Raw genomic sequence first — 18,790 nt, forward strand, 5'->3', positions numbered from 1 at the left:
TATTTAGGGTAATATCTTAGGTGTCTTGGGCGCTAAATTGGCATACTTCAACAAAATCATTTATGATAAAAGTCAATGACTACAACCTTGAACCATGAACCGGAGGTGAATAAAAATGAATGCGAGATTTGTGATAATAGGCAGCATTTGCGCTTTTTTATCGGTTGCTTTTGGTGCTTTTGGGGCTCATATGTTAAAGGATGTATTGACGCCGGATAGTCTGTCTGTTTTTCAGACAGGTGTACAGTATCAAATGATGCACTCTTTAGGCCTGCTTGCTCTTGGTATTGCAGCCGGTTTTATGCCGGGCAGCAAGCATCTCATCAGAGCGGGCTGGTTCTTGCTGGCGGGTATGGTGCTATTTTCAGGCAGTCTGTATGTACTAAGTCTTACAGGCATTAAAATGCTCGGAATCATCACGCCTTTTGGAGGGGTAGCCTTTCTAATCGGTTGGATTTTGGTAGCTTTAGCCGCATTTCGACATAAACAAAAATAATGAAAATTCGGCTGACTTTTGCAGCCGAATTTTTTTCTTGGTAGAGAAAGTATAAGAAATAAGAGAGGGGGGTTATTAGAACTAGGTTAATTTTTATCCGTACTTGCAGGAATTAGGACTATAGATGTAGAATTTGGTAGTTGATTTCTTTGTCGAAGCATGTCTATTGAGGGGAGCTCAAGATGAGAAAAACGGCTGGAACCAGAACAGTGCCGAGTAAGCTGTATGTGCCATTCTTAGTGTATTTTTCGATTTTGATTTGGATGGCATGGCGGGTTCAACATCCATTGGCATGGGGCTTTTGTATTATTACCTTTTTCATTCTGGCCGGTTTTATTTATCGAAATCCATGGGTTAGAATCAATCCTGTGAGTAATGCTTCTGAGCCTGCTTCTATAGAGAACCAGAAGGCTTTGGAAGGAAGCTTAACGGATAGCGAGCCTTTATTTGAATCTTTATTCAGGCATAATCCTAATGTCGTTTGTATAATTGATGGATATGGCATGATTACGAAAGTTAACGGAAATATAGAACGGATTATTGGTTATAACAAACGTGAATTGGAGAACAGTCATTTCTATGTTTTGCTATGCAAAGAATGCGTCAGCAATACTCTTGAGAGGCTGAGTGATGCACGCAAAGGAGACCCGCAGTCATTCAGGACAATGCTTCAGCATAAGGAAGGGTACCGTGTCGATCTTGATATTACCGCGGCTCCTATCCAAGATGGCGCAGAAGTGAATGGGGTCATAGTCATAGGCCAAGATATTACGGAAAGGAAGCGGACCGAAGAGCAAATACGTCATATGGCTTATTATGATGATATGACAGGGCTGCCAAATCGCAGATTGTTTATGAATCGTTTAAACGAATCGATCACTAAAGCAATCTCAAATAATCAGCTTGTAGCTGTATTTTATTTAGACATTGATCGATTTAAAATTATTAACGAGAGCTTCGGACATGATTACGGCGATATGCTGCTTTTACAATTGGGCGAACGCTTTACCCGGTGTATTTCGGAAAACGACTTTTTAGCTCGTACAGAAGGTGACGAGTTCGCACTGTTTTTCTCCGGCCTGGCTCATCCTAATCAGGTTATTGATCTGGCAAAAGCCATTCGTCAGGTTCTCGAAGAACCATTCAGCTTTGAGCAGTACCAGCTGCATATTACGGCAAGCATTGGTGTGGCCATTCTGTCCCAAGAAGAAGAGGATGCCGCCTCTCTAACCAAATGTGCCGACATCGCATTATCCTTAGCCAAAGAAAAAGGGAAAAATAACTATCAGGTGTTTAACACAGAGATGAAGACGATCTCATTAAAACGTTTAACGATGGAAAATGAGCTGCGGAAAGCAATTTTGCAAAATGAGCTGATTCTTCATTATCAGCCGCAAATGGATATAATCAGCGGTAATATTGTTGGATTTGAGGCGCTTATCCGTTGGAGTCATCCCGAGAAAGGGATGATTTCTCCGATGGATTTTATACCCTTTGCCGAGGAAAGCGGCTTAATCGTTCCGATCGGCGAATGGGTGCTGCAGGAGGCTTGCCGGCAAAATAAACTTTGGCAAGAGCAGGGATACCCGCATATGACGGTTTCGGTCAACATTTCTACCCGCCAGTTTTTGCAGCCTAATTTATGCGCTCAGGTAGCTGATGTGCTGAAGTCAACGGGACTGGATTCATCCTATTTGGAATTGGAAATTACGGAGAGCAGCACGATGGATGTCGATTATGCCATTGGTGTCCTGCTTGAATTGAAGGAGCTTGGAATCAAAATCAGCATTGATGATTTCGGCACCGGCTACAGCTCACTTTCATACTTGAAACGTTTCCCAATAGATAAGCTGAAGATCGACCAGTCATTTGTTCGCGATATCATGACAGATCCGAATGATGCGGCTATTGTTGCTTCTATAATTGCAATGACCAGACATATGAATTTAAAGGTCATTGCTGAAGGAGTGGAAACAGAGGAACAGCTCGGATTTCTTCATCTGAACAATTGTAACGAAATCCAGGGCTATTTCTTTAGTAGACCTCTGCCTGCTGAACAATTAGAGATGATGCTTCAACACCATCAACAAGCTGCCCCTACACAGCAAGGGGACTAAACTGCCTATTTGCATTCGTTTGGACGAGGTGCGGAAGGAGTACTACCACGAATACATAGATATACGTAGAAGAACCGAATACAAAAAGCGATCGGATTCCATGAGGGAGCGTGTACTCCTTATGTAATCCGATCGCTTTTTTCTTGAATTTCGTGGATGTTATGTACTGGAAGTCAGGAGGTAACGGCAAAGTCTTCAATTTCATTGATTTTAAATAAGTAAACCTGTTTCTCGTCAACGTGGTAGACGGAAACATTATCAGTGGATAGATCGATATTGAGAATTCGACAGGGCATGTTTAGCTTAATACCCTTCCCCTTGATAATGGTCAAACGGATCAATGTATTATTGAGCTTGAAATGTTGGAATTGCTTCCAGATTTCCATGTTAGATTTTGCATCCTGTCTGGGCGCTAGTGCAGGAGTTTCTTCGGGTGATGTCTTCTTTTTGCTAATAGTTTCTCTCAATGCTATCTCTATGGTTTTCCCTAACAGAATCCCTTCCTTGATCAGATAATCTTGAATATCAGTTGAGTTTAGCATGTGAAGGAGCTTTTCAAGAGCACGCCCATTGCTGTCTTCTTCGATTAGGATATCTACGTTGAATAAAAACTTGCGCTTATCGCTTTGTCCCGTATTCATGGCGCCTCCTTCTTTTGACCTACTCCTTACTATATCATTTCTCCTAGGAAAAATGTAGCGCGTCCTGCAAGTATTTCCTGAATCATTAAAAAACCGTGACCCCATTGGATGAAGCACTCGATTATAAGTATTCGCATAAATGGTGAATTTTAGCAGGGTTGTTATTCAAATTATCATTATTACCACCAAAATATTCTTGAACTCTCAACCAAAAATATAAAAGCAAGCGGCTTCCAGCCTTTGGAGTTACTGTTGGGATTGGTTGAATTGTGGTACAATTAAAAGAAATAGAATTAACTTTTTTATCTAACCATATTGAATAAAGCACGTATATTAAGTATTACGATTTATTGAATAAGGAAGGTGAGTTAGATGTATCTACTAGCTATCTTGTTGCCTCCTGTGGCAGTGCTGTTTTGTGGAAAGCCATTTCAAGCCTTATTAAATTTTATTTTAACGTGCTTTTTTTGGATTCCTGGAGTTATACATGCAATAATGGTTGTGAATGAAGCAAAGAGCAATAAACGAATGGAAAAGCTAGCAAGAACCATGAGACATTAACCTCCAGCGATGGAGGTTTTTTCATGTCTTGCCCATTCCTCAAGCCTCTGAAAATCAATCGAACCATCTTCTGCGAGGCATGTGATTAATTCCCCCCTTTTTTAAACCATTGGATTCACGTATCTGAGCTCAGGCTCATATAGTTATACTATAACTATTTTCCTGACAAAAGGAGATGCTGACGATGATGCGTGTGGAACCCATTTCCTTGGACGGCTTTACAGCATTAGCTATTGAAGTCAAGCTGCCGAAAACAACCCTGCTCGTCGTAACTACCGACAAAGGGTATATCATGTGCGGCGCTCTTAGCGTAGGTGTTTCGATGGTTGCTTAAGAATGAACCGGAAAGATTGGGATAAAGCCTTGTAGGACAAGCCTTAGCACGTATCATTGTCTTCCCGGGTATTTCTGGTAAATACTGAAATGATATGAATAATAACTGGTTTTTGTGATCAATTTTGTGACTGCTTTAATGTAGTAAAGAATGGATATAGGAGGATTCTTAGTAACAAAATGAGTATCTCTATTTAATAAACATATTTTTAGAGTTTCTCACCCAAATAATGTATTGCCAATAGTGGTAGATACTGGTATTTTCAAAGTAAGTGAATAATAAGGAGTGAGAAAATGGAAAAAGAGACTATATTGATACCGAAGTATATGAATGAGTTTTCATGTGTCGGGTCCGAATGTGAAGATACATGCTGCTCAAGCTGGCAAATCAATATCGATCAAAAAACATACAACAAGTATGAGGGCTTTGAGAAGATCGAATCGATGCCTTCAGTTCTTCGACATTTGAAGGTAATTGAACCCTCTCCTAGCAGTCAACAATTTGCGGAGATTCAATTGAATGAAAATTTGCTCTGTCCCCTTCTAAATGAGAACAAGCTGTGCAGCATTCACTTACAGTTCGGCGAGGAGCATCTCTCCAATATTTGCGTGACCTACCCCCGTGTGTCGAATAGGGTGAATGGGATTTACCAAAAATCAGCTACATTGTCTTGTCCCGAAGCGGCGCGATTGGCTCTGTTGAATCCGAATGGAATCTTGTTTGAAGAGATTCAGGAGGTCGTTGAGGAGAACCGGTGGGATGCGATTCACATCGATACAAGACAACCGTCGAAGCAGAGGCACAAATACTTCTTGGAGCTGCAGACCATCACCTTTGAAGTGTTGCAAAATCGGACGTACGCTCTGCAGGAACGGCTGCTAATCTTGAGCCTGCTCATTGAGGAGTTGCAGGATTGTATAGGGGTAGGGAATGCTGAAGAAATCCCAAGCGTGATAGCCTCGTTTAGAGAGCAGATTGCAGCAGGGACGATATCGGAACGATTCGCTGGTCTTCCAATATCCATCGCCGATCAAATGCAGCTTGTCAGGAAGTCGATTGACATGCGTTTATTTGCAGGTGTCGATCATAAACGGTACCTTCAATGCATTATGGAAAGCTTAGATGGGCTGAAGTATGCAGGAGATACGATAAATGATGAGAGCATAGGAGCGTACCAAAGCGCATATCAAACCTATTATCAACCTTTTATGACGGAACATGAATACATTCTCGAGAACTATCTGATTAATAATATGTTTAAAGGAATGTTTCCTTCCCGCAAGGATTTCTTTGAAGAGTATATGATGTATATTGTGCATTACGCGTTAATAAAGTTCCATATAATAGGAATGATGAATTATTATAAAGAGGCGTTTAACGTAAACCATATCCTCAAGCTGATTCAATCGTTCTCCAGAAACTTCGAGCATGCTCCAAACTATGTTCGTCAATTTTTAAAATGGATGAAGGATAATGGACAGATGAATTTGAATACTGCAGCAATTTTGATACAAAATGAAGCGTTAGTGAAAAGGTGAGAAATACGTCGAAATAGCGTTGATTTTGAAGGAAATCATGTGTTGACTTCACATTTAAGGTATCCTAATATAGTTCTTAAGGACGGATAAAACTAACAGTAGTTTTTTTTTGATCCCCATTGATACGTATTGTAACATGCAAAAGGAGGGGCCAATGAGTGCCATAGCAGGAATTGTAGACTTTAACAGAACTATCAATGTATCGGAGCAAGGTACCTGCATAATGCGAGCATTGGAACAATATCCTTCCGATGATGTTCAAATATGGAATGATGAAAGTATTTTCTTAGGATGTCATGCACAATGGATTACACCGGAATCAATGAACGAGCGTTTGCCTTATATGGATAAAGAAAGGCAGCTTGTGATCACAGCGGATGCTATTATCGATAATCGGCATGAATTGTTTGCATTGTTTCAAGTCCATAACGAGCATAGAAAAACAATGACAGATAGTGAATTAATTTTGCTGGCCTATGAACGATGGGGGGAACAAGCTCCCAACTATTTGGTAGGCGACTTCGTCTTTATGATCTGGGATGTGAAAAAGCGTATCTTGTTTGGAGCCAGGGATTTTTCGGGTAGCCGGACGCTTTATTTTTCTCGAAAAGGGACTTGCATCTCTTTTTGTACAATAATCCACCCGCTGCTTAAATTGTCACACAACCATAAAACGCTAAATGAACAATGGCTTGCTGAATTTCTTGCTATTCCCACAATGGCCGACGTTACAGATATTCATTCCACGGTTTTTCAGGATATTGAACAGCTGCCTCCTTCGCATCGGATAACGATATCGGAGAGCAGGATCTCCCTTGTCCGGTACAGCACGCTGCCTTCGGGGGAAAAGCTCCGCCTCAAGTCAAATGGTGAGTATGAGGAAGCGTTCCGTGAGCTTTTTCGAAGAGCCGTTTCCGACAGGCTGCGAACACACCGGGAGATCGGGGCACATCTCAGCGGAGGGTTGGACTCTGGTGCGGTCGTAAGCTTTGCAGCTAGAGAACTACGCAAAGAGAATAAACCGCTGCATACCTTCAGCTATGTACCTATCGATGGCTTCGTGGATTGGACATCTCGAAACCGGGTTGCCGATGAGAGACCTTATATTCAATCAACGGTTCAGTATGTCGGTAATATTACGGATCACTACTTGAGCTTCGAAGATAAAAACCCGTTTACGGATATTGACGATTGGTTGGAGACTCTTGAGATGCCTTATAAATTTTTCATCAACTCCTATTGGTTAAAGGGAATGTATGAGAAGGCACAAGAACAGGGAATTGGAGTGCTGCTAAGTGGTCAACGAGGAAATACGACAGTATCCTGGGGATCTGCTTTGGAGTATCAGCTTTCCTTATTTGGTAAGCTGAAATGGATTCGCTTCTATCAAGAACTTTGTCAATACAGCAGAAATAAGGGAGTAAAAAAATCGAGATTAATTAAAAGGATGATCAAAAAAACATTTCCATTTCTGAAGCCTTCCCCTGTACTTGATCCGAGATTGATCCATGATGAATTAGCCGGACGGACGCAAGTGTTCGAGAGACTTCAAGAGCATCATAGCGATAACCTGGGCAATTCAAGCTTAAGTCATTATGAGCATAGAAATAAGCATTTCGAGCAATTGTTTTATTGGAATATAACTGGCACGTTTGGAAGCAAATTATCTTTGCGCCATTCTCTATGGGATCGCGATCCTACGAATGACCTGCGGGTTGTTAAATTCTGTTTATCCCTTCCGGGGGAGCAATTCGTTCAGCAGGGCTTGGACAGGGCCTTGATCCGGAGAGCTACCAAGGATTATTTGCCGGATAAGGTCCGCTTAAACCAACGTTTCAGGGGCATACAAGGAGCTGACGGCGTGTATCGGATGAGTGCCTCATGGAAGTCTTTCATCCAGGAGCTGCAAATAATGAGCAAGGATTCTATAATCAATGGATTGTTGAATACCCATGTTATTACGGCTGCTATTGAAAAAATTAAGGATGAACCTCGACCGGAGTATATATTTGATGTTGAGTTCAAATTATTAATGAGAAGCTTGATTGTTTATAGGTTTATAAAAAAATGGGTATGAAAGGAGGTGATACCAATGCAAAAGAACGATTGGACTGTACCCATGCTGGAAGCTCTTGATATCAAGCAAACCATGAATGGCAAATCTTCTAAATCCAATGATGGTGGGCAAGGCGGAGATGATTCCGATTCCTCGGGCAGCTAAATCATCAACGTGGTAGTACATATCTGTCAGCCCTCATACCTTTAAAAAGTACGAGGGTGTTTTTTCAAAGCCATGACGGAGTACCGGAGGGAAAAGATGATTGAACATCAAATCAATCGAGTATATAGAGCCTTTGGATTAAATATGTTAAGTGAAATCCGTCTGCCTGAACTCATAGATCAGACCGGTCAAGACCTTCGGATTGACGTCGTTATTGAATTTGCAGATTTAACGAGAGACTGGGAGGAACGGGGCGGTGAGGGGCAGCAATTTGTTGTATATGATAACAACGTCATGTTCCGCATTGATCAAGCGGCATTGTTTTTAATTCAAGATGGGAAGCGGATTATTATATCTCCAATGATGGATTATGATGAAGATAGGATCCGTCTTTATTTGCTTGGCTCATGTATGGGCGCGCTGCTCCTGCAGAGGGCGATACTGCCGCTGCATGGGAGTGCAATTGTTATTGACGGAAAAGCATTTGGTTTCGTGGGACAGTCAGGTGCAGGGAAATCTACCCTTGCCTCGGCCTTTTTACAGAGAGGATACCAGCTTCTGAGTGACGACGTGATTGCAGTATCCTTTTCACATGACAACACCCCCTATGTCACGCCAGCGTACCCACAGCAAAAGCTATGGCAGGAAAGCTTAACTAATCTCGGGATGAATTCCGAAGACTACCGTCCTATCTTGAATAGATTAACGAAGTATGCAATCCCGGTACCCCATCTTTTTTTCAAGCATACATTACCCCTTGCGGCTGTTTTTGAGATCGTCACATCGGACAATGAGGCTAGCGGACTCTATCAAATTGAAGATATATTGCGTCTTCAAACGCTTTATACGCATACATTTCGAAAAAAATTAATCGAGCCCTTAGGTCTAATGGAATGGCATTTTAACAATTCTGTGAAGCTCGCAAACGGCATTGACATCTATCGGTTGGTGCGGGACGCATCGGGTTTAAGCGCAAGCGATATGGTTTCGCTTATCCTGAATACAATACGAGAGGAGGCAGTGAGATGATAGGAAATAAGCTTTCATTGGTACAGGTGGTTATGCAGAATGAGGGGAACATTATAAGTAATATGGACGGAAATACAGTCATGCTGAATATTAAGAATGGGAAATATTATAATCTGGGCAAGACCGGCGGCGTGATATGGGGGGCTATCAAAAATCCTGCTTCAATAGAGGAAGTCATCTTAACGCTGCTCTCTAATTATCATATCGAGAAAAACGAGTGTGAGAGGCAGGTTATTTCCTTCTTGGAGCAGTTATATGCCGAAGACTTAATTCTGTTGTGTAGCTAAGTAAAGGAATGAAGATAGGACAACCATCCTTCATGTTTTAAATTTTTAATTGCGTCACATGCTATTGTTTTTTTTGGAGGAAAATGCGAAGCAGTGCATTTCCTCAGGAGGGTTATAGATATGAAAGATGTTATGTATTTTATCAAGTACTTGTATGCTCATTCCGGTAGAAATCTGTATGTCGCCCTCATGGGGATGGTGATGATAAGTCTACTTGAAGGGGCAGGTATTATAATGCTGCTGCCGATGCTAAGGCTAAGCGGCATCGTTGATTTCGATGCGGGAGTATTTACAATGTTTAAGGATTTCTGGATTTTTCAGGACATTCAACAAACCGTACTACTTCCGCTTATATTAGGTATATTTATTCTTCTGGTTGCAGGACAAAACTATTTACAGAAGTTTTTTACGATCCGTAATACAAAGATACAGCAAAACTTTACGACATGGCTAAGAATAGAGCTCTACAGTGCGCTGCTTCGTGCAAGCTGGGATTTATATATACAGAAGAGAAAGTCGGATCTTATACATGCGTTAACCAGTGATTATGGACGAGTAAGTGTTGGGGTTTACGTATCTCTGCAATTTCTTGCCTCTTTGGTCTTTATGCTGATCCAGTTAGGGTTGGCTTTTTGGTTATCATCAAAGCTTACTTTGATGATCTTGCTCTGCGGCGTTATGTTGGCTTTCTTATCCCGCAAACGTATCCAACAGTCGAAACGGTTAGGAGGTAAATCCTCAGACATAGCCAAGAGCTATCTTGCGGGAATGACGGATCAGCTGAACGGGATGAAGGAGATCAAAAGCAATACGCTGGAACAATCGCGGATGGTATGGGTCCGCCGGATGAGCCGGCTCATGAATGAGGAACAACTGGAGTTCATTCAGTTGAAAGCCTCATCGCAGTTTACCTATAAAGTAGCGTCAGCCGCATTCATCGCTGTATTTATTTGGTTATTCTTTAACTTGTTCCATGCGGAACCAGGGCAGCTTCTGTTAATCTTCCTTATATTCTCTAGATTATGGCCAAGGTTTACCGGGATTCAAGCCAACTTGGAACAAATCGCGATGTCGGTTCCTTCTCTTAAAGCCTTGTTAAATTTACAACGGGAATGTGAGGAAGTCAGAGAAATTGAGAGCTTAGACCACGATCCGATGAATGAGCAATCGCGCATATCAATCCTTAACCAGATCGAATTCCGCGAGGTGCATTTTAAATATCAAGCACAAGAAGGAGCTTATGCACTTCAACAGATTAACCTACAAATTCCAGCTAACCGCATGACTGCTATTGTGGGGCGATCAGGAGCGGGCAAAAGCACGTTTATTGATCTTGTGATGGGACTTTTGCAGCCAAGTCAAGGGGTAGTGCTGCTGGATGATATCCCTTTGACCAGAGAAAAAATTTTGCAATGGAGAAAATCCATCAGCTATGTACCGCAAGAACCTTTTCTATTTAACGCGAGTATTCGCGAGAACCTGCTCATGATGGAACCGGATGCTGATGAGGGGCGAATATGGGGAGCACTGACTTCTTCCTCGGCGGCAGACTTTGTAAATAAGCTTCCCCAAGGCCTGGATACGGTGATTGGAGACCGGGGCATCCGGCTTTCCGGCGGAGAGCGGCAACGTATCGTGCTGGCCAGGGCACTATTATGTCGACCTTCCATCCTCATTCTAGATGAAGCGACTAGCGCATTAGATACCGAAAACGAGAAAAAGATTCAGGAGGCCATTCAACGGATGAAAGGAAAGATGACGATAATCGTGGTCGCTCACCGCCTGTCAACCATACGTAATGCTGACCAAATTATCGTGTTGGATCAAGGGCGTATTGTCCAAACTGGGAGATACAATCAATTGGCCACGGAGAAAAAAGGATTGTTTCGAAGTCTGTTAGGGCATCAAGTGGGGGAAGTTGAATTGGTATTAAACGAATGAAGGGCAACGCATACATTAGCTTGAGCCGATGCCTCAGTAAAATGGATGTCTGCTGAACAAGAGTTCCAACTAGAGGCTGTGGTGAGGCTGTGGAAGGCTGGGTTATCAGCGCCCCCTTTATGCTTCCGGGAGCAATGAAAAGGGCTTGATTTTCTACACTTGTAGGAAATCAAGCCCTTTTCTTGTTTATATAACATCGCGTATCAAAACTTTTCAGTGTTGTGGACGAGGGGACTTCATTGCTACTCCACTCTGCAACTCCCTCTGTTTTCTGATAAGCAATAGCGAGTAATAAGACAACTTTGGCATTGCATAATTTCGTAACAGAGGTGATTAATAATGAAAAATGAAAGAATTATGTTAGGTGTCACGGATATTATGAAAAAAATGGGGATTGGCCGTGATAGAGCATATGAAATTATGAAGAAAGGTGAATTTCCTTCTATAAAAGTGGGCCGAAGATTTTTGGTGCACGAACAGGTCTTTGATAGTTGGTTAAAGGGAGAAATATTAAAAAAATGACTAATTGGAGTCTCTTTAGAGCGGGCTAGTGTGATAAAAAATGGACCATACAAAAAGTCACATGGCTTGGCACCGTTTTGATAGCAGTCATTAAGAAACGGAGGAAAATGTATGGCTTCACTATTTCAGAGCGCACAAACGAAAAAATGGGAATTTGTGTTTGACTGTTATGTTAACGGAAAACGAAAACAAGTGCGAAGAAGGGGGTATAAAACAAAGCGGGAGGCGAATGATGAATTAGTCCGTCTACAAAATGAAGTGCAAGCTGTTGAGTATGTTGGGATCAGCCATAAGACAGTTGGCGAATTCATGGAATACTGGCTAGTTAACGTAAGGAAGCATGAGTGTGAGGAAACTAGCTATTATAATAATGCTCTCTATCTGAAAAATCACATCATCCCTGGCCTTGGAAAATATAAATTACAGCAGCTTTCCCCCGTGCTATGCCAAAAATTTGTGAACGATATGCATCAGAAAGGGTATGCTCGCAATACCATTGACAGAGTCTGCACGCTCATCAAGTTAGCCTTGGATTCAGCCATAGACTATAAATACATTAAAGTGAATCACATGAGAAAAGTGAAGCTACCCAAGGCCCAGAAAAAGGAAATGAGGATTTGGACTTTGTCTCAGGCTAATCATTTTCTGCATTTCGTGAAGAACAAGAGATATTACTGTGTATACGCGTTAGCGCTGATGACCGGTATGAGACAAGGTGAAATTTTAGGATTGCGTTGGAAGGACATCAATTTTGATAAGAAGATAATTACGGTTAGACAGACTTTGACTCATTACGGAAAATGCCTTAAGAGCGGAGCGAAGACAACTTCAAGCGAGAGAATCATTTCACTTCCGGATCAGTTGATATCCATACTTAAGAAGCAGCAAAACGAATACATGGCATTCAAGCTTCAAGTGGATCCATTCATTGATTTGGACTTGGTCGTGTACAACTTGAAGAACGGAGGCAGTCTTTTTCCAGCAAATTTGACGAAAACGTATATCAAAGATGTTAAGCAATCAGGCCTTCCTCATATTCCCTTTCATTCATTACGTCACACTCATGCGACAATGCTGATTGAAAAGAATGTCAATGTAAAGGTGATTTCCGAGCGGTTGGGTCATTCTAAGATTGGTGTTACGCTAGATGTATACAGTCATGTGCTTCCCAGTATGCAGCAGGATGTTGCCCATAAGCTGGATGAAATTATTAACCTTTAATTTACTGTGATCAAGTTGTGATCAGCTTGATTTTAAAGGGCCGAAAGCCTTGTAACTACTAGGGTTTATGGGCAAAATATCATGTGCGGCGCTCTTGATGTAGGTTTGCTGAATGAACGGCTTAAGGATCGCCACATTATTGCTGCCCGGGCAACCGGTGTTCGTACAATTGAAGAGTTGCTGGATGCTCCGTTGGAAATGGTCACATACGAAGCAGAGCAGCTTGGAATAGTACCAGGAATGAAAGGTAGAGACGCTGTTTTGAAAATGAGATAGGTAAACAATTTTAGCATGTTGAACAAGAAAATTGGAGTATTACTGAGACAGGATATAGGCAGGCCATTGTTGTTCAATGGTCTGTTTTTTTGTGTGAAACACATAATCGGAGCAGCTGGCGTAACTTTTCATAAATACTGCAGAAATTGCTTCAGTTCGTTTATTTCACCAATTCGGCCGATTGCCATAACACCTCTGTTTTTCATGATGTTCAAATCGGTTTGATAGCTTACAAATGGAATTCCAGCGTCATTAGAGCCTTTGCCGTCAATCCAGGAGTCCCCCAAGGATATCCAACTATCAATGGGTATATGGGCAAAATGGTCGAGAGCATACCGAAAACCGGAAGGAGAGGGCTTGAGCGAGGTCATCTGCTCTCTGCCGACAATCAGATCAAAATAACGGTCAATCTCCGTTTCCTGCAGGGCATGCTGGGCGGCTGTCAGAGCATTGTTCGTCACGACTGCCAAAGTAAACTTGTTGTGAATGGAAGCTAGAAAGTCAAGCACTCCAGCCTCCAGACCTGCGCCTTTCATACCTGCAAGCTCAAACTGGGATGCGATGCTCCATACCTGCTGTTCCAGCTCGACATCTAAGTGTAATTGCTTTGCATGCTCAATTATCGTGGCTGTAGTGTGATGCTCAATAGGCAAGGTGCTCGGAAGTATACTTTGGTCCACCAAAAAATCAAAAATAGCATGTTTCATAGCTGGAAAGTTTATAAATGATTTCAATAGCGTGTTGTCCATATCAAAAATAATTCCTTGAGTAGGTCTCCGTTGTTGGACCATTCGCGTTCACACCTGCCTTAGAAAATGAATTTACTTCATTTTATCATAGGTTATAATAGTTAACGGCATTCGTCTAAGCAATTGGATTCGAGTCGGCAGATCGGTATAATAGTAATGATACAGGAGCCGCTCGGAATTATGGTTTCAGCAGATGCTTATTATGATAGTTTTTTATAGAAAAGCTTGTGGGAGGAAGGTCATTTTGGATATTCAAAAAATTTCTTCGCGTAAAATATATGAGGCCATTGCAGATCAGATCAAGGAGCAAATCATCAGCGGTACATTAAAACCGGGAGATAAGCTGCCATCCACGAAGGATCTCGCAGAGAAGTTTCAGGTTGGACGCTCTACGCTGCGAGAGGCATTAAGTGCTTTGAAGGCAATGGGATTGTTGGAAATTCATCAAGGAGAAGGAAGTTATGTTCGAAGTATAGAATCGCAGGATGTAGACCTGCCGGTATTTGATTCGCTGCTGATGAACCGGGAAACAGTCATTGAACTGATCGAGGCGCGCAAAGCATTAGAAATATCCAATGCAGCGCTCGCAGCTGATAAGCGGACGAATGAGGATATTGTAAAATTTGAGGCCGTTCTTAAAAATATGGAGGATTTTCTAGGTAACGAAGAGGAAGGCGAGCGATCGGATATGCTGTTCCATCTTACCCTAGCTGAAGCTTCACACAATTCAATTATGGCGCGAATGATTGATTCCATCTCGACTCAAATGCAGACAGCGATTCGAGAAACGAGACGGCTGCAGATGTATTCAAGCAAAACTGTATCCAAGCAGCTGTGGGAGGAGCATAAAGCGATCTTCGAGGCCATCCGGGATCAAGATACTGCTGGGGCCGAAGAAGCAATGCGCCGCCACTTATTTCATGTCGAGCAGGTGCTGTTGAAATTTTTGAAGAAGTAAGCTTAGTTAGTTTACATAGAATCAGACTTCCGTTCAGAGGACAAGGGAATATGCTGCAAAAATCAAGCAGCAGCTCCCTGCATAAAATGGAGAAAAGCTTAATATAAGCATGAAAAAGGTTATATCTTTGACTGGAATAGCTGCTCAGCCTATATTTCTAAGTATTCTGAATATTTACAATATTCAAATAATATATTAATATTAGCTTAACAAAAGGACAAACCTTACAGCAACCTTCACATTATTTACAAGTTTCGATCCGGGGCTTTTGGGTACAAGTCTTGACCTCCCAGCAGGCAAGCGTACCGAAACAAATCTGAACCCCTGTGGTCGAATGTAAAATAAACACTTGGAGAGAAAGGGGATAGTCCATTGGAGAATGTTAGCGAAGCATGTTCAATCTATTAGGGCATGTGGGAATCCAACGAAAAAGTATTTATATTTTGAACCCAGTTGTTGTTTAGGTTCTATGAATGGAGCTGCAATTAAAAAAAGTGAATAGTAATTCTGAATAAAGGTCCCTGTTTATTGAAAAATAGACAGGGATCTTTGTATGTTTATATTTGGAAACTGGAAGATTAATAGGCTAGGGACTTCACAAAAAAGAACTTATCTGATAACCTGATAACTATAGGTTTAAATCGTTTATATAAATTAAAACTAAGTAAAATCAAGTAAGTCTTATTAAGCTGCAATTTAAAGTTCTTATAGAGGTTGTTCAAACAGTAGCTGGAAGATGACTTTTTGAACTCTCACTTCATTGTAAAGGAAGGTTAACTGATGCGCGTCTCTTTATTTATTACTTGTTTGGCGGATCAATTGTATCCGGAAGTAGGAGAAAGTGTTGTAAGGCTGTTGAATCGTTATGGTTGTACAGTGGATTTTCCGGAAGCGCAGACATGCTGCGGCCAGCCTGCTTTTAACAGCGGTTACCAGGATGAGGCGAGGGAAGTAGCTCGAGGGTTAATCCGTGCATTTGAGCATAGTGATTATGTTGTATCACCGTCAGGCTCCTGTACAGGCATGGTGCATCATTATTACCCACAGCTGTTTGCCGATGAGCCAGAGTGGTTGAAAAAGGCTGAAGAGCTGGTAGAGAAAACGTATGAATTTTCGCAGTTTTTAGTGAATGTGCTGGGTGTGACGGATGTAGGTGCTGTTTTAAATGAAAAAGTAACCTATCACCCGTCCTGTCATGCGATGCGTTTATTGGGTGTGAAGGAAGAACCAGGGAAGCTTCTGTCTGAAATAAAAGGGCTCGAGCTGATTGAGCTGCCTAAAAAAGAAGATTGCTGTGGATTTGGCGGTACCTTCGCGGTGAAAATGGCGGATATGTCGGAGGCTATGGTGTGCGAAAAAGCGAACCATGTCTGTTCCACTGGCGCTGAGGTTCTGGTAGGTACAGATATGGGTTGTCTGATGAATATCGGCGGACGTTTAAATAAAGATAATAAACCAATTCGTGTCATGCACTTGGCGCAGCTACTAGAGGAAGGGGTGAAGCAAAGTGAGTCAGGTCGTAAATGAAAAGGAACTGATCGGGACAGGCTTGAAAAAAAGGACGGAAGAAGCGCTGGCTGACGAGTTTTTGCGCAAAGCGGTTGCTTTCACAACGGATAAGCTGAAAACAGGGAAGCTGAAAGCTACTGATGATTTTGGGCAATGGGAAGACTGGCGTGAACGTGGACGGTTGATTCGTAAACATGTGATCGATAATCTGGATTATTATTTGACACAATTTACGGATAATGTCGCTAAGGCTGGGGGACATGTTTACTTTTGTCAAACGGCCGATGAGGCTGTGAAGGTATTCATGGATATTGCTGAGAAGCGTAAAGCCAAGCTTGTTGCAAAGGGCAAGTCGATGGTGTCGGAGGAAATCCATCTGAACCATCATTTGGAAGAGCATGGAATTGAAGCGATCGAGACGGATCTGGGTGAATACATTCTGCAGCTGGCGAAGGAAACTCCATCGCATTTGATCATTCCTGCCATCCATAAAAATAAACAGCAGATTGCCGATTTGTTTAATACGGAATCCGGCGAAAGCTTTCCGCCGGAGACGAAGGTGCTTGCCAACTTTGCAAGGCAGCGGCTGCGCAATTATTTCCTGGAGGCCGAAATTGGTCTGACCGGCTGTAATTTCGGCGTTGCCGAGTCGGGTTCGATTACTCTCGTATCGAATGAGGGGAACGGACGGATGGTTAGCACGATCCCACAATCCCATGTGGTAATCATGGGGATGGAACGGCTGGTACCAACCTTCGACGACCTGGAGGTTGTGCTCAACCTGCTGGCGCGGAGCGCGACCGGACAGAAGCTGACGACGTACACGTCGATGATTACGGGACCGCGCCGCGAGGGTGAGCTCGACGGACCGGAGGAGCTGCACTTGATCGTCTTGGACAACGGACGCTCGGCGCAGCTCGGCGATCCGGTGTTCCAAGAGGTGCTGCACTGCATCCGCTGTGCAGCATGCTTGAACGTGTGCCCCGTGTACCGCCACGTGGGCGGGCACACCTACGGTAGCGTGTACAGCGGCCCCATCGGGGCCGTCTTGACGCCGCTGCTGCAGCAGGACATGAAGGAAGCTGGCCAGCTGGCCTACGCTTCCAGTCTGTGCGGGGCATGCTATGAGGCATGCCCGGTGAAGATCCCGCTGCACGATATGCTCGTGCAGCTGCGCGCTCGCAAGGTCAAGATGGGGCTGACCCCACTTGCCGAGCGCGCTGCCTTCAAGACGTTCCAAACTGCGTTTGGGAACGTCACGCTCTACAAGGTGGCGACAAAGTCCGCCTACTATTTGCAGAAGCCTTTCATCAGCAAAGGCTTCATTAAGAATGGACCGGGCCCGATGTCCGGTTGGACGCAGTCACGCTTCTTCCCAATGAAGCCGAAGCAGTCCTTCCGTGATCGCTGGTCAACGCTTCAGCAGGAGCTGGCAAACGGAGCTAAAGGCCAGTCGGCACCTTCCGGGTCCGCGGCAGATAAAAGAGGTGACAACCAATGAGTGCAAACATAGGTAACATAACTGGACGCGAAGCGTTTATTGGCAATATAGCATCGCGGCTGGGCCGCAAAGCGCCAGCTGCGGTTGCTCCTGAGCATCCGTTTCGTGGAGCTCCCGATTTCTATAAAGAAATCGAGCGCACCACAGATGAGAAGATTGAATTGTTCACAGATAACTGGACTGCGTTGACGGGTAAGGTTCTTGTAGTCGATGAGGCTGAAGCGAATGAGAAGATTGGGGCATGGCTGCAGGAAGTAGCTGCGGAGCTCAAAGTAACACAGGTGTCCCGCTGGGAAAATGAGGGACTCATTGGGCTGGGCTTGGACGAGGCGCTGTCTGCCTCCGGCATCACTGTGGTGCCGTGGAAGCAGGCTGCTGCTGCAGCCGAGGCGGCTCTGCCGCTGGACGATGATGCGGAGTCCAGCTCGAACTGGTCCAAGCGCAGCGAGCTGCTGCAGCGCACGGAAAGATGCCAGATGGGGATCATCTGGCCGGATTATGCGGTCGCCAACACGAGTACACTCGTGCTGCAGTGCTCACCGGAGCATGGCCGCTCGGTCAGCCTGCTCACCGATATTTTGTTCGCCGTCTTCAGGGCGGACCAGCTGGTTACCCGCATGGGCGAAGCATTCGGTCATGTTACCAAAGGCAAATCGGATGCGCGGCAGTATCCGTCATCGCTTAACCTGATTACGGGTCCAAGCCGCAGCGCGGATATTGAGAATGATTTGACTATCGGGATTCACGGTCCCGGTAAGGTGTATGCTGTAATAATTAAGTAAGTTTTTATACTTTGCATCGCTCAACCTAGACAGCTACGCTCGTCTTGATGGCGGTGCAGCCGGTTATCCTTTAAGGAGCGGCGCAGCTGCTAGGAGCCCTGAGGGAT

At 43.6% G+C, this 18,790-nt stretch carries 18 protein-coding genes and 1 pseudogene; 17 read left to right on the forward strand and 2 right to left on the reverse strand.

The window, feature by feature from the left end:
- Positions 1-115: 115 nt before the first annotated feature.
- Together GC093_RS03225 and GC093_RS03230 are read left to right on the forward strand one after the other, a co-directional pair.
- A complete protein-coding gene (locus GC093_RS03225; RefSeq protein ID WP_171650417.1) occupies positions 116-496 on the forward strand; it encodes a DUF423 domain-containing protein in 381 nt (126 codons plus the stop codon).
- A gap of 182 nt (positions 497-678) precedes the next feature.
- Positions 679-2,613: a sensor domain-containing protein gene (locus GC093_RS03230; protein ID WP_246313311.1), complete on the forward strand. Its 1,935-nt coding sequence runs from the start codon at positions 679-681 to the stop codon at positions 2,611-2,613.
- 173 nt (positions 2,614-2,786) lie between these two features.
- On the opposite strand, the gene GC093_RS03235 is transcribed toward GC093_RS03230, so the two are convergent.
- Positions 2,787-3,254, reverse strand: coding sequence for a hypothetical protein (locus tag GC093_RS03235; protein WP_171650418.1), 468 nt, complete (start codon positions 3,252-3,254; stop codon positions 2,787-2,789).
- A 372-nt stretch (positions 3,255-3,626) separates the two neighbouring features.
- On the opposite strand from GC093_RS03235, the gene GC093_RS03240 reads away from it, so the two are divergent.
- The 11 genes and pseudogenes from GC093_RS03240 to GC093_RS03290 all read left to right on the forward strand — a co-directional run.
- The gene (locus GC093_RS03240; protein ID WP_171650419.1) at positions 3,627-3,815 is read left to right on the forward strand and encodes a YqaE/Pmp3 family membrane protein; all 189 of its coding nucleotides are present in this window, start codon (positions 3,627-3,629) and stop codon (positions 3,813-3,815) included.
- Between the two features lie 184 nt (positions 3,816-3,999).
- Positions 4,000-4,149 (forward strand): hypothetical protein, encoded by a 150-nt coding sequence (locus tag GC093_RS03245; RefSeq protein WP_171650420.1) that lies wholly within the window; start codon positions 4,000-4,002, stop codon positions 4,147-4,149.
- A 293-nt stretch (positions 4,150-4,442) separates the two neighbouring features.
- The gene (gene fliB / locus GC093_RS03250) at positions 4,443-5,687 is read left to right on the forward strand and encodes a flagellin lysine-N-methylase (RefSeq protein ID WP_171650421.1); all 1,245 of its coding nucleotides are present in this window, start codon (positions 4,443-4,445) and stop codon (positions 5,685-5,687) included.
- Positions 5,688-5,841: 154 nt separating this feature from the next.
- Positions 5,842-7,764 carry an asparagine synthase-related protein gene (locus GC093_RS03255; protein ID WP_171650422.1) on the forward strand — a complete coding sequence of 641 codons (1,923 nt, stop codon included), beginning with the start codon at positions 5,842-5,844 and terminating at the stop codon, positions 7,762-7,764.
- Positions 7,765-7,779: 15 nt separating this feature from the next.
- Positions 7,780-7,908: a paeninodin family lasso peptide gene (locus GC093_RS03260; RefSeq protein WP_171650423.1), complete on the forward strand. Its 129-nt coding sequence runs from the start codon at positions 7,780-7,782 to the stop codon at positions 7,906-7,908.
- Positions 7,909-8,004: 96 nt separating this feature from the next.
- Positions 8,005-8,937 carry a phosphoenolpyruvate carboxykinase (ATP) gene (locus GC093_RS03265; protein ID WP_171650424.1) on the forward strand — a complete coding sequence of 311 codons (933 nt, stop codon included), beginning with the start codon at positions 8,005-8,007 and terminating at the stop codon, positions 8,935-8,937.
- Positions 8,934-9,224 (forward strand): lasso peptide biosynthesis PqqD family chaperone, encoded by a 291-nt coding sequence (locus GC093_RS03270; RefSeq protein WP_171650425.1) that lies wholly within the window; start codon positions 8,934-8,936, stop codon positions 9,222-9,224. Before GC093_RS03265 ends, GC093_RS03270 begins: the two co-directional genes overlap by 4 nt.
- A 120-nt stretch (positions 9,225-9,344) precedes the next feature.
- On the forward strand, positions 9,345-11,165 hold the full coding sequence (locus GC093_RS03275; RefSeq protein WP_171650426.1) for an ABC transporter ATP-binding protein: 1,821 nt from the start codon (positions 9,345-9,347) through the stop codon (positions 11,163-11,165).
- Between the two features lie 339 nt (positions 11,166-11,504).
- The gene (locus GC093_RS03280; protein WP_171650427.1) at positions 11,505-11,687 is read left to right on the forward strand and encodes a helix-turn-helix domain-containing protein; all 183 of its coding nucleotides are present in this window, start codon (positions 11,505-11,507) and stop codon (positions 11,685-11,687) included.
- Between the two features lie 111 nt (positions 11,688-11,798).
- Positions 11,799-12,908 (forward strand): site-specific integrase, encoded by a 1,110-nt coding sequence (locus GC093_RS03285; RefSeq protein ID WP_171650428.1) that lies wholly within the window; start codon positions 11,799-11,801, stop codon positions 12,906-12,908.
- A gap of 78 nt (positions 12,909-12,986) precedes the next feature.
- Positions 12,987-13,184, forward strand: a pseudogene (locus GC093_RS03290) (YunC family protein); the annotation flags it as partial.
- Positions 13,185-13,312: 128 nt separating this feature from the next.
- On the opposite strand, the gene GC093_RS03295 reads toward GC093_RS03290, so the two are convergent.
- A complete protein-coding gene (locus GC093_RS03295) occupies positions 13,313-13,975 on the reverse strand; it encodes an HAD family hydrolase (protein ID WP_171650430.1) in 663 nt (220 codons plus the stop codon).
- Positions 13,976-14,177: 202 nt separating this feature from the next.
- On the opposite strand from GC093_RS03295, the gene GC093_RS03300 reads away from it, so the two are divergent.
- The 4 genes from GC093_RS03300 (at position 14,178) to GC093_RS03315 (ending at position 18,683) form a co-directional block, all read left to right on the forward strand.
- Entirely contained in the window at positions 14,178-14,891 is a 714-nt protein-coding gene (locus tag GC093_RS03300; protein WP_171650431.1) for a FadR/GntR family transcriptional regulator, read from the forward strand.
- A 780-nt stretch (positions 14,892-15,671) separates the two neighbouring features.
- A complete protein-coding gene (locus GC093_RS03305) occupies positions 15,672-16,418 on the forward strand; it encodes a (Fe-S)-binding protein (RefSeq protein WP_171650432.1) in 747 nt (248 codons plus the stop codon).
- Positions 16,399-17,901, forward strand: a complete 1,503-nt coding sequence (locus GC093_RS03310) for a LutB/LldF family L-lactate oxidation iron-sulfur protein (RefSeq protein WP_171650433.1) — start codon at positions 16,399-16,401, stop codon at positions 17,899-17,901. Before GC093_RS03305 ends, GC093_RS03310 begins: the two co-directional genes overlap by 20 nt.
- On the forward strand, positions 17,898-18,683 hold the full coding sequence (locus GC093_RS03315; protein WP_171650434.1) for a LutC/YkgG family protein: 786 nt from the start codon (positions 17,898-17,900) through the stop codon (positions 18,681-18,683). The genes GC093_RS03310 and GC093_RS03315 overlap by 4 nt, the downstream gene beginning before the upstream one ends.
- Positions 18,684-18,790 lie beyond the last annotated feature (107 nt).

Source organism: Paenibacillus foliorum (assembly GCF_013141765.1).
Taxonomy (GTDB): Bacteria; Bacillota; Bacilli; order Paenibacillales; family NBRC-103111; genus Paenibacillus_S; species Paenibacillus_S foliorum.

Excerpts from the sequence above, each read along its gene's own strand:
- GC093_RS03225 (WP_171650417.1), top strand. The coding sequence starts at position 116 with ATGAATGCGAGATTTGTGATAATAGGCAGCATTTGCGCTTTTTTATCG.
- GC093_RS03230 (WP_246313311.1), top strand. The coding sequence starts at position 679 with ATGAGAAAAACGGCTGGAACCAGAACAGTGCCGAGTAAGCTGTATGTG.
- GC093_RS03235 (WP_171650418.1), bottom strand. The coding sequence starts at position 3,254 with ATGAATACGGGACAAAGCGATAAGCGCAAGTTTTTATTCAACGTAGAT.
- GC093_RS03240 (WP_171650419.1), top strand. The coding sequence starts at position 3,627 with ATGTATCTACTAGCTATCTTGTTGCCTCCTGTGGCAGTGCTGTTTTGT.
- GC093_RS03245 (WP_171650420.1), top strand. The coding sequence starts at position 4,000 with ATGATGCGTGTGGAACCCATTTCCTTGGACGGCTTTACAGCATTAGCT.
- fliB (WP_171650421.1), top strand. The coding sequence starts at position 4,443 with ATGGAAAAAGAGACTATATTGATACCGAAGTATATGAATGAGTTTTCA.
- GC093_RS03255 (WP_171650422.1), top strand. The coding sequence starts at position 5,842 with ATGAGTGCCATAGCAGGAATTGTAGACTTTAACAGAACTATCAATGTA.
- GC093_RS03260 (WP_171650423.1), top strand. The coding sequence starts at position 7,780 with ATGCAAAAGAACGATTGGACTGTACCCATGCTGGAAGCTCTTGATATC.
- GC093_RS03265 (WP_171650424.1), top strand. The coding sequence starts at position 8,005 with ATGATTGAACATCAAATCAATCGAGTATATAGAGCCTTTGGATTAAAT.
- GC093_RS03270 (WP_171650425.1), top strand. The coding sequence starts at position 8,934 with ATGATAGGAAATAAGCTTTCATTGGTACAGGTGGTTATGCAGAATGAG.
- GC093_RS03275 (WP_171650426.1), top strand. The coding sequence starts at position 9,345 with ATGAAAGATGTTATGTATTTTATCAAGTACTTGTATGCTCATTCCGGT.
- GC093_RS03280 (WP_171650427.1), top strand. The coding sequence starts at position 11,505 with ATGAAAAATGAAAGAATTATGTTAGGTGTCACGGATATTATGAAAAAA.
- GC093_RS03285 (WP_171650428.1), top strand. The coding sequence starts at position 11,799 with ATGGCTTCACTATTTCAGAGCGCACAAACGAAAAAATGGGAATTTGTG.
- GC093_RS03295 (WP_171650430.1), bottom strand. The coding sequence starts at position 13,975 with ATGGTCCAACAACGGAGACCTACTCAAGGAATTATTTTTGATATGGAC.
- GC093_RS03305 (WP_171650432.1), top strand. The coding sequence starts at position 15,672 with ATGCGCGTCTCTTTATTTATTACTTGTTTGGCGGATCAATTGTATCCG.
- GC093_RS03315 (WP_171650434.1), top strand. The coding sequence starts at position 17,898 with ATGAGTGCAAACATAGGTAACATAACTGGACGCGAAGCGTTTATTGGC.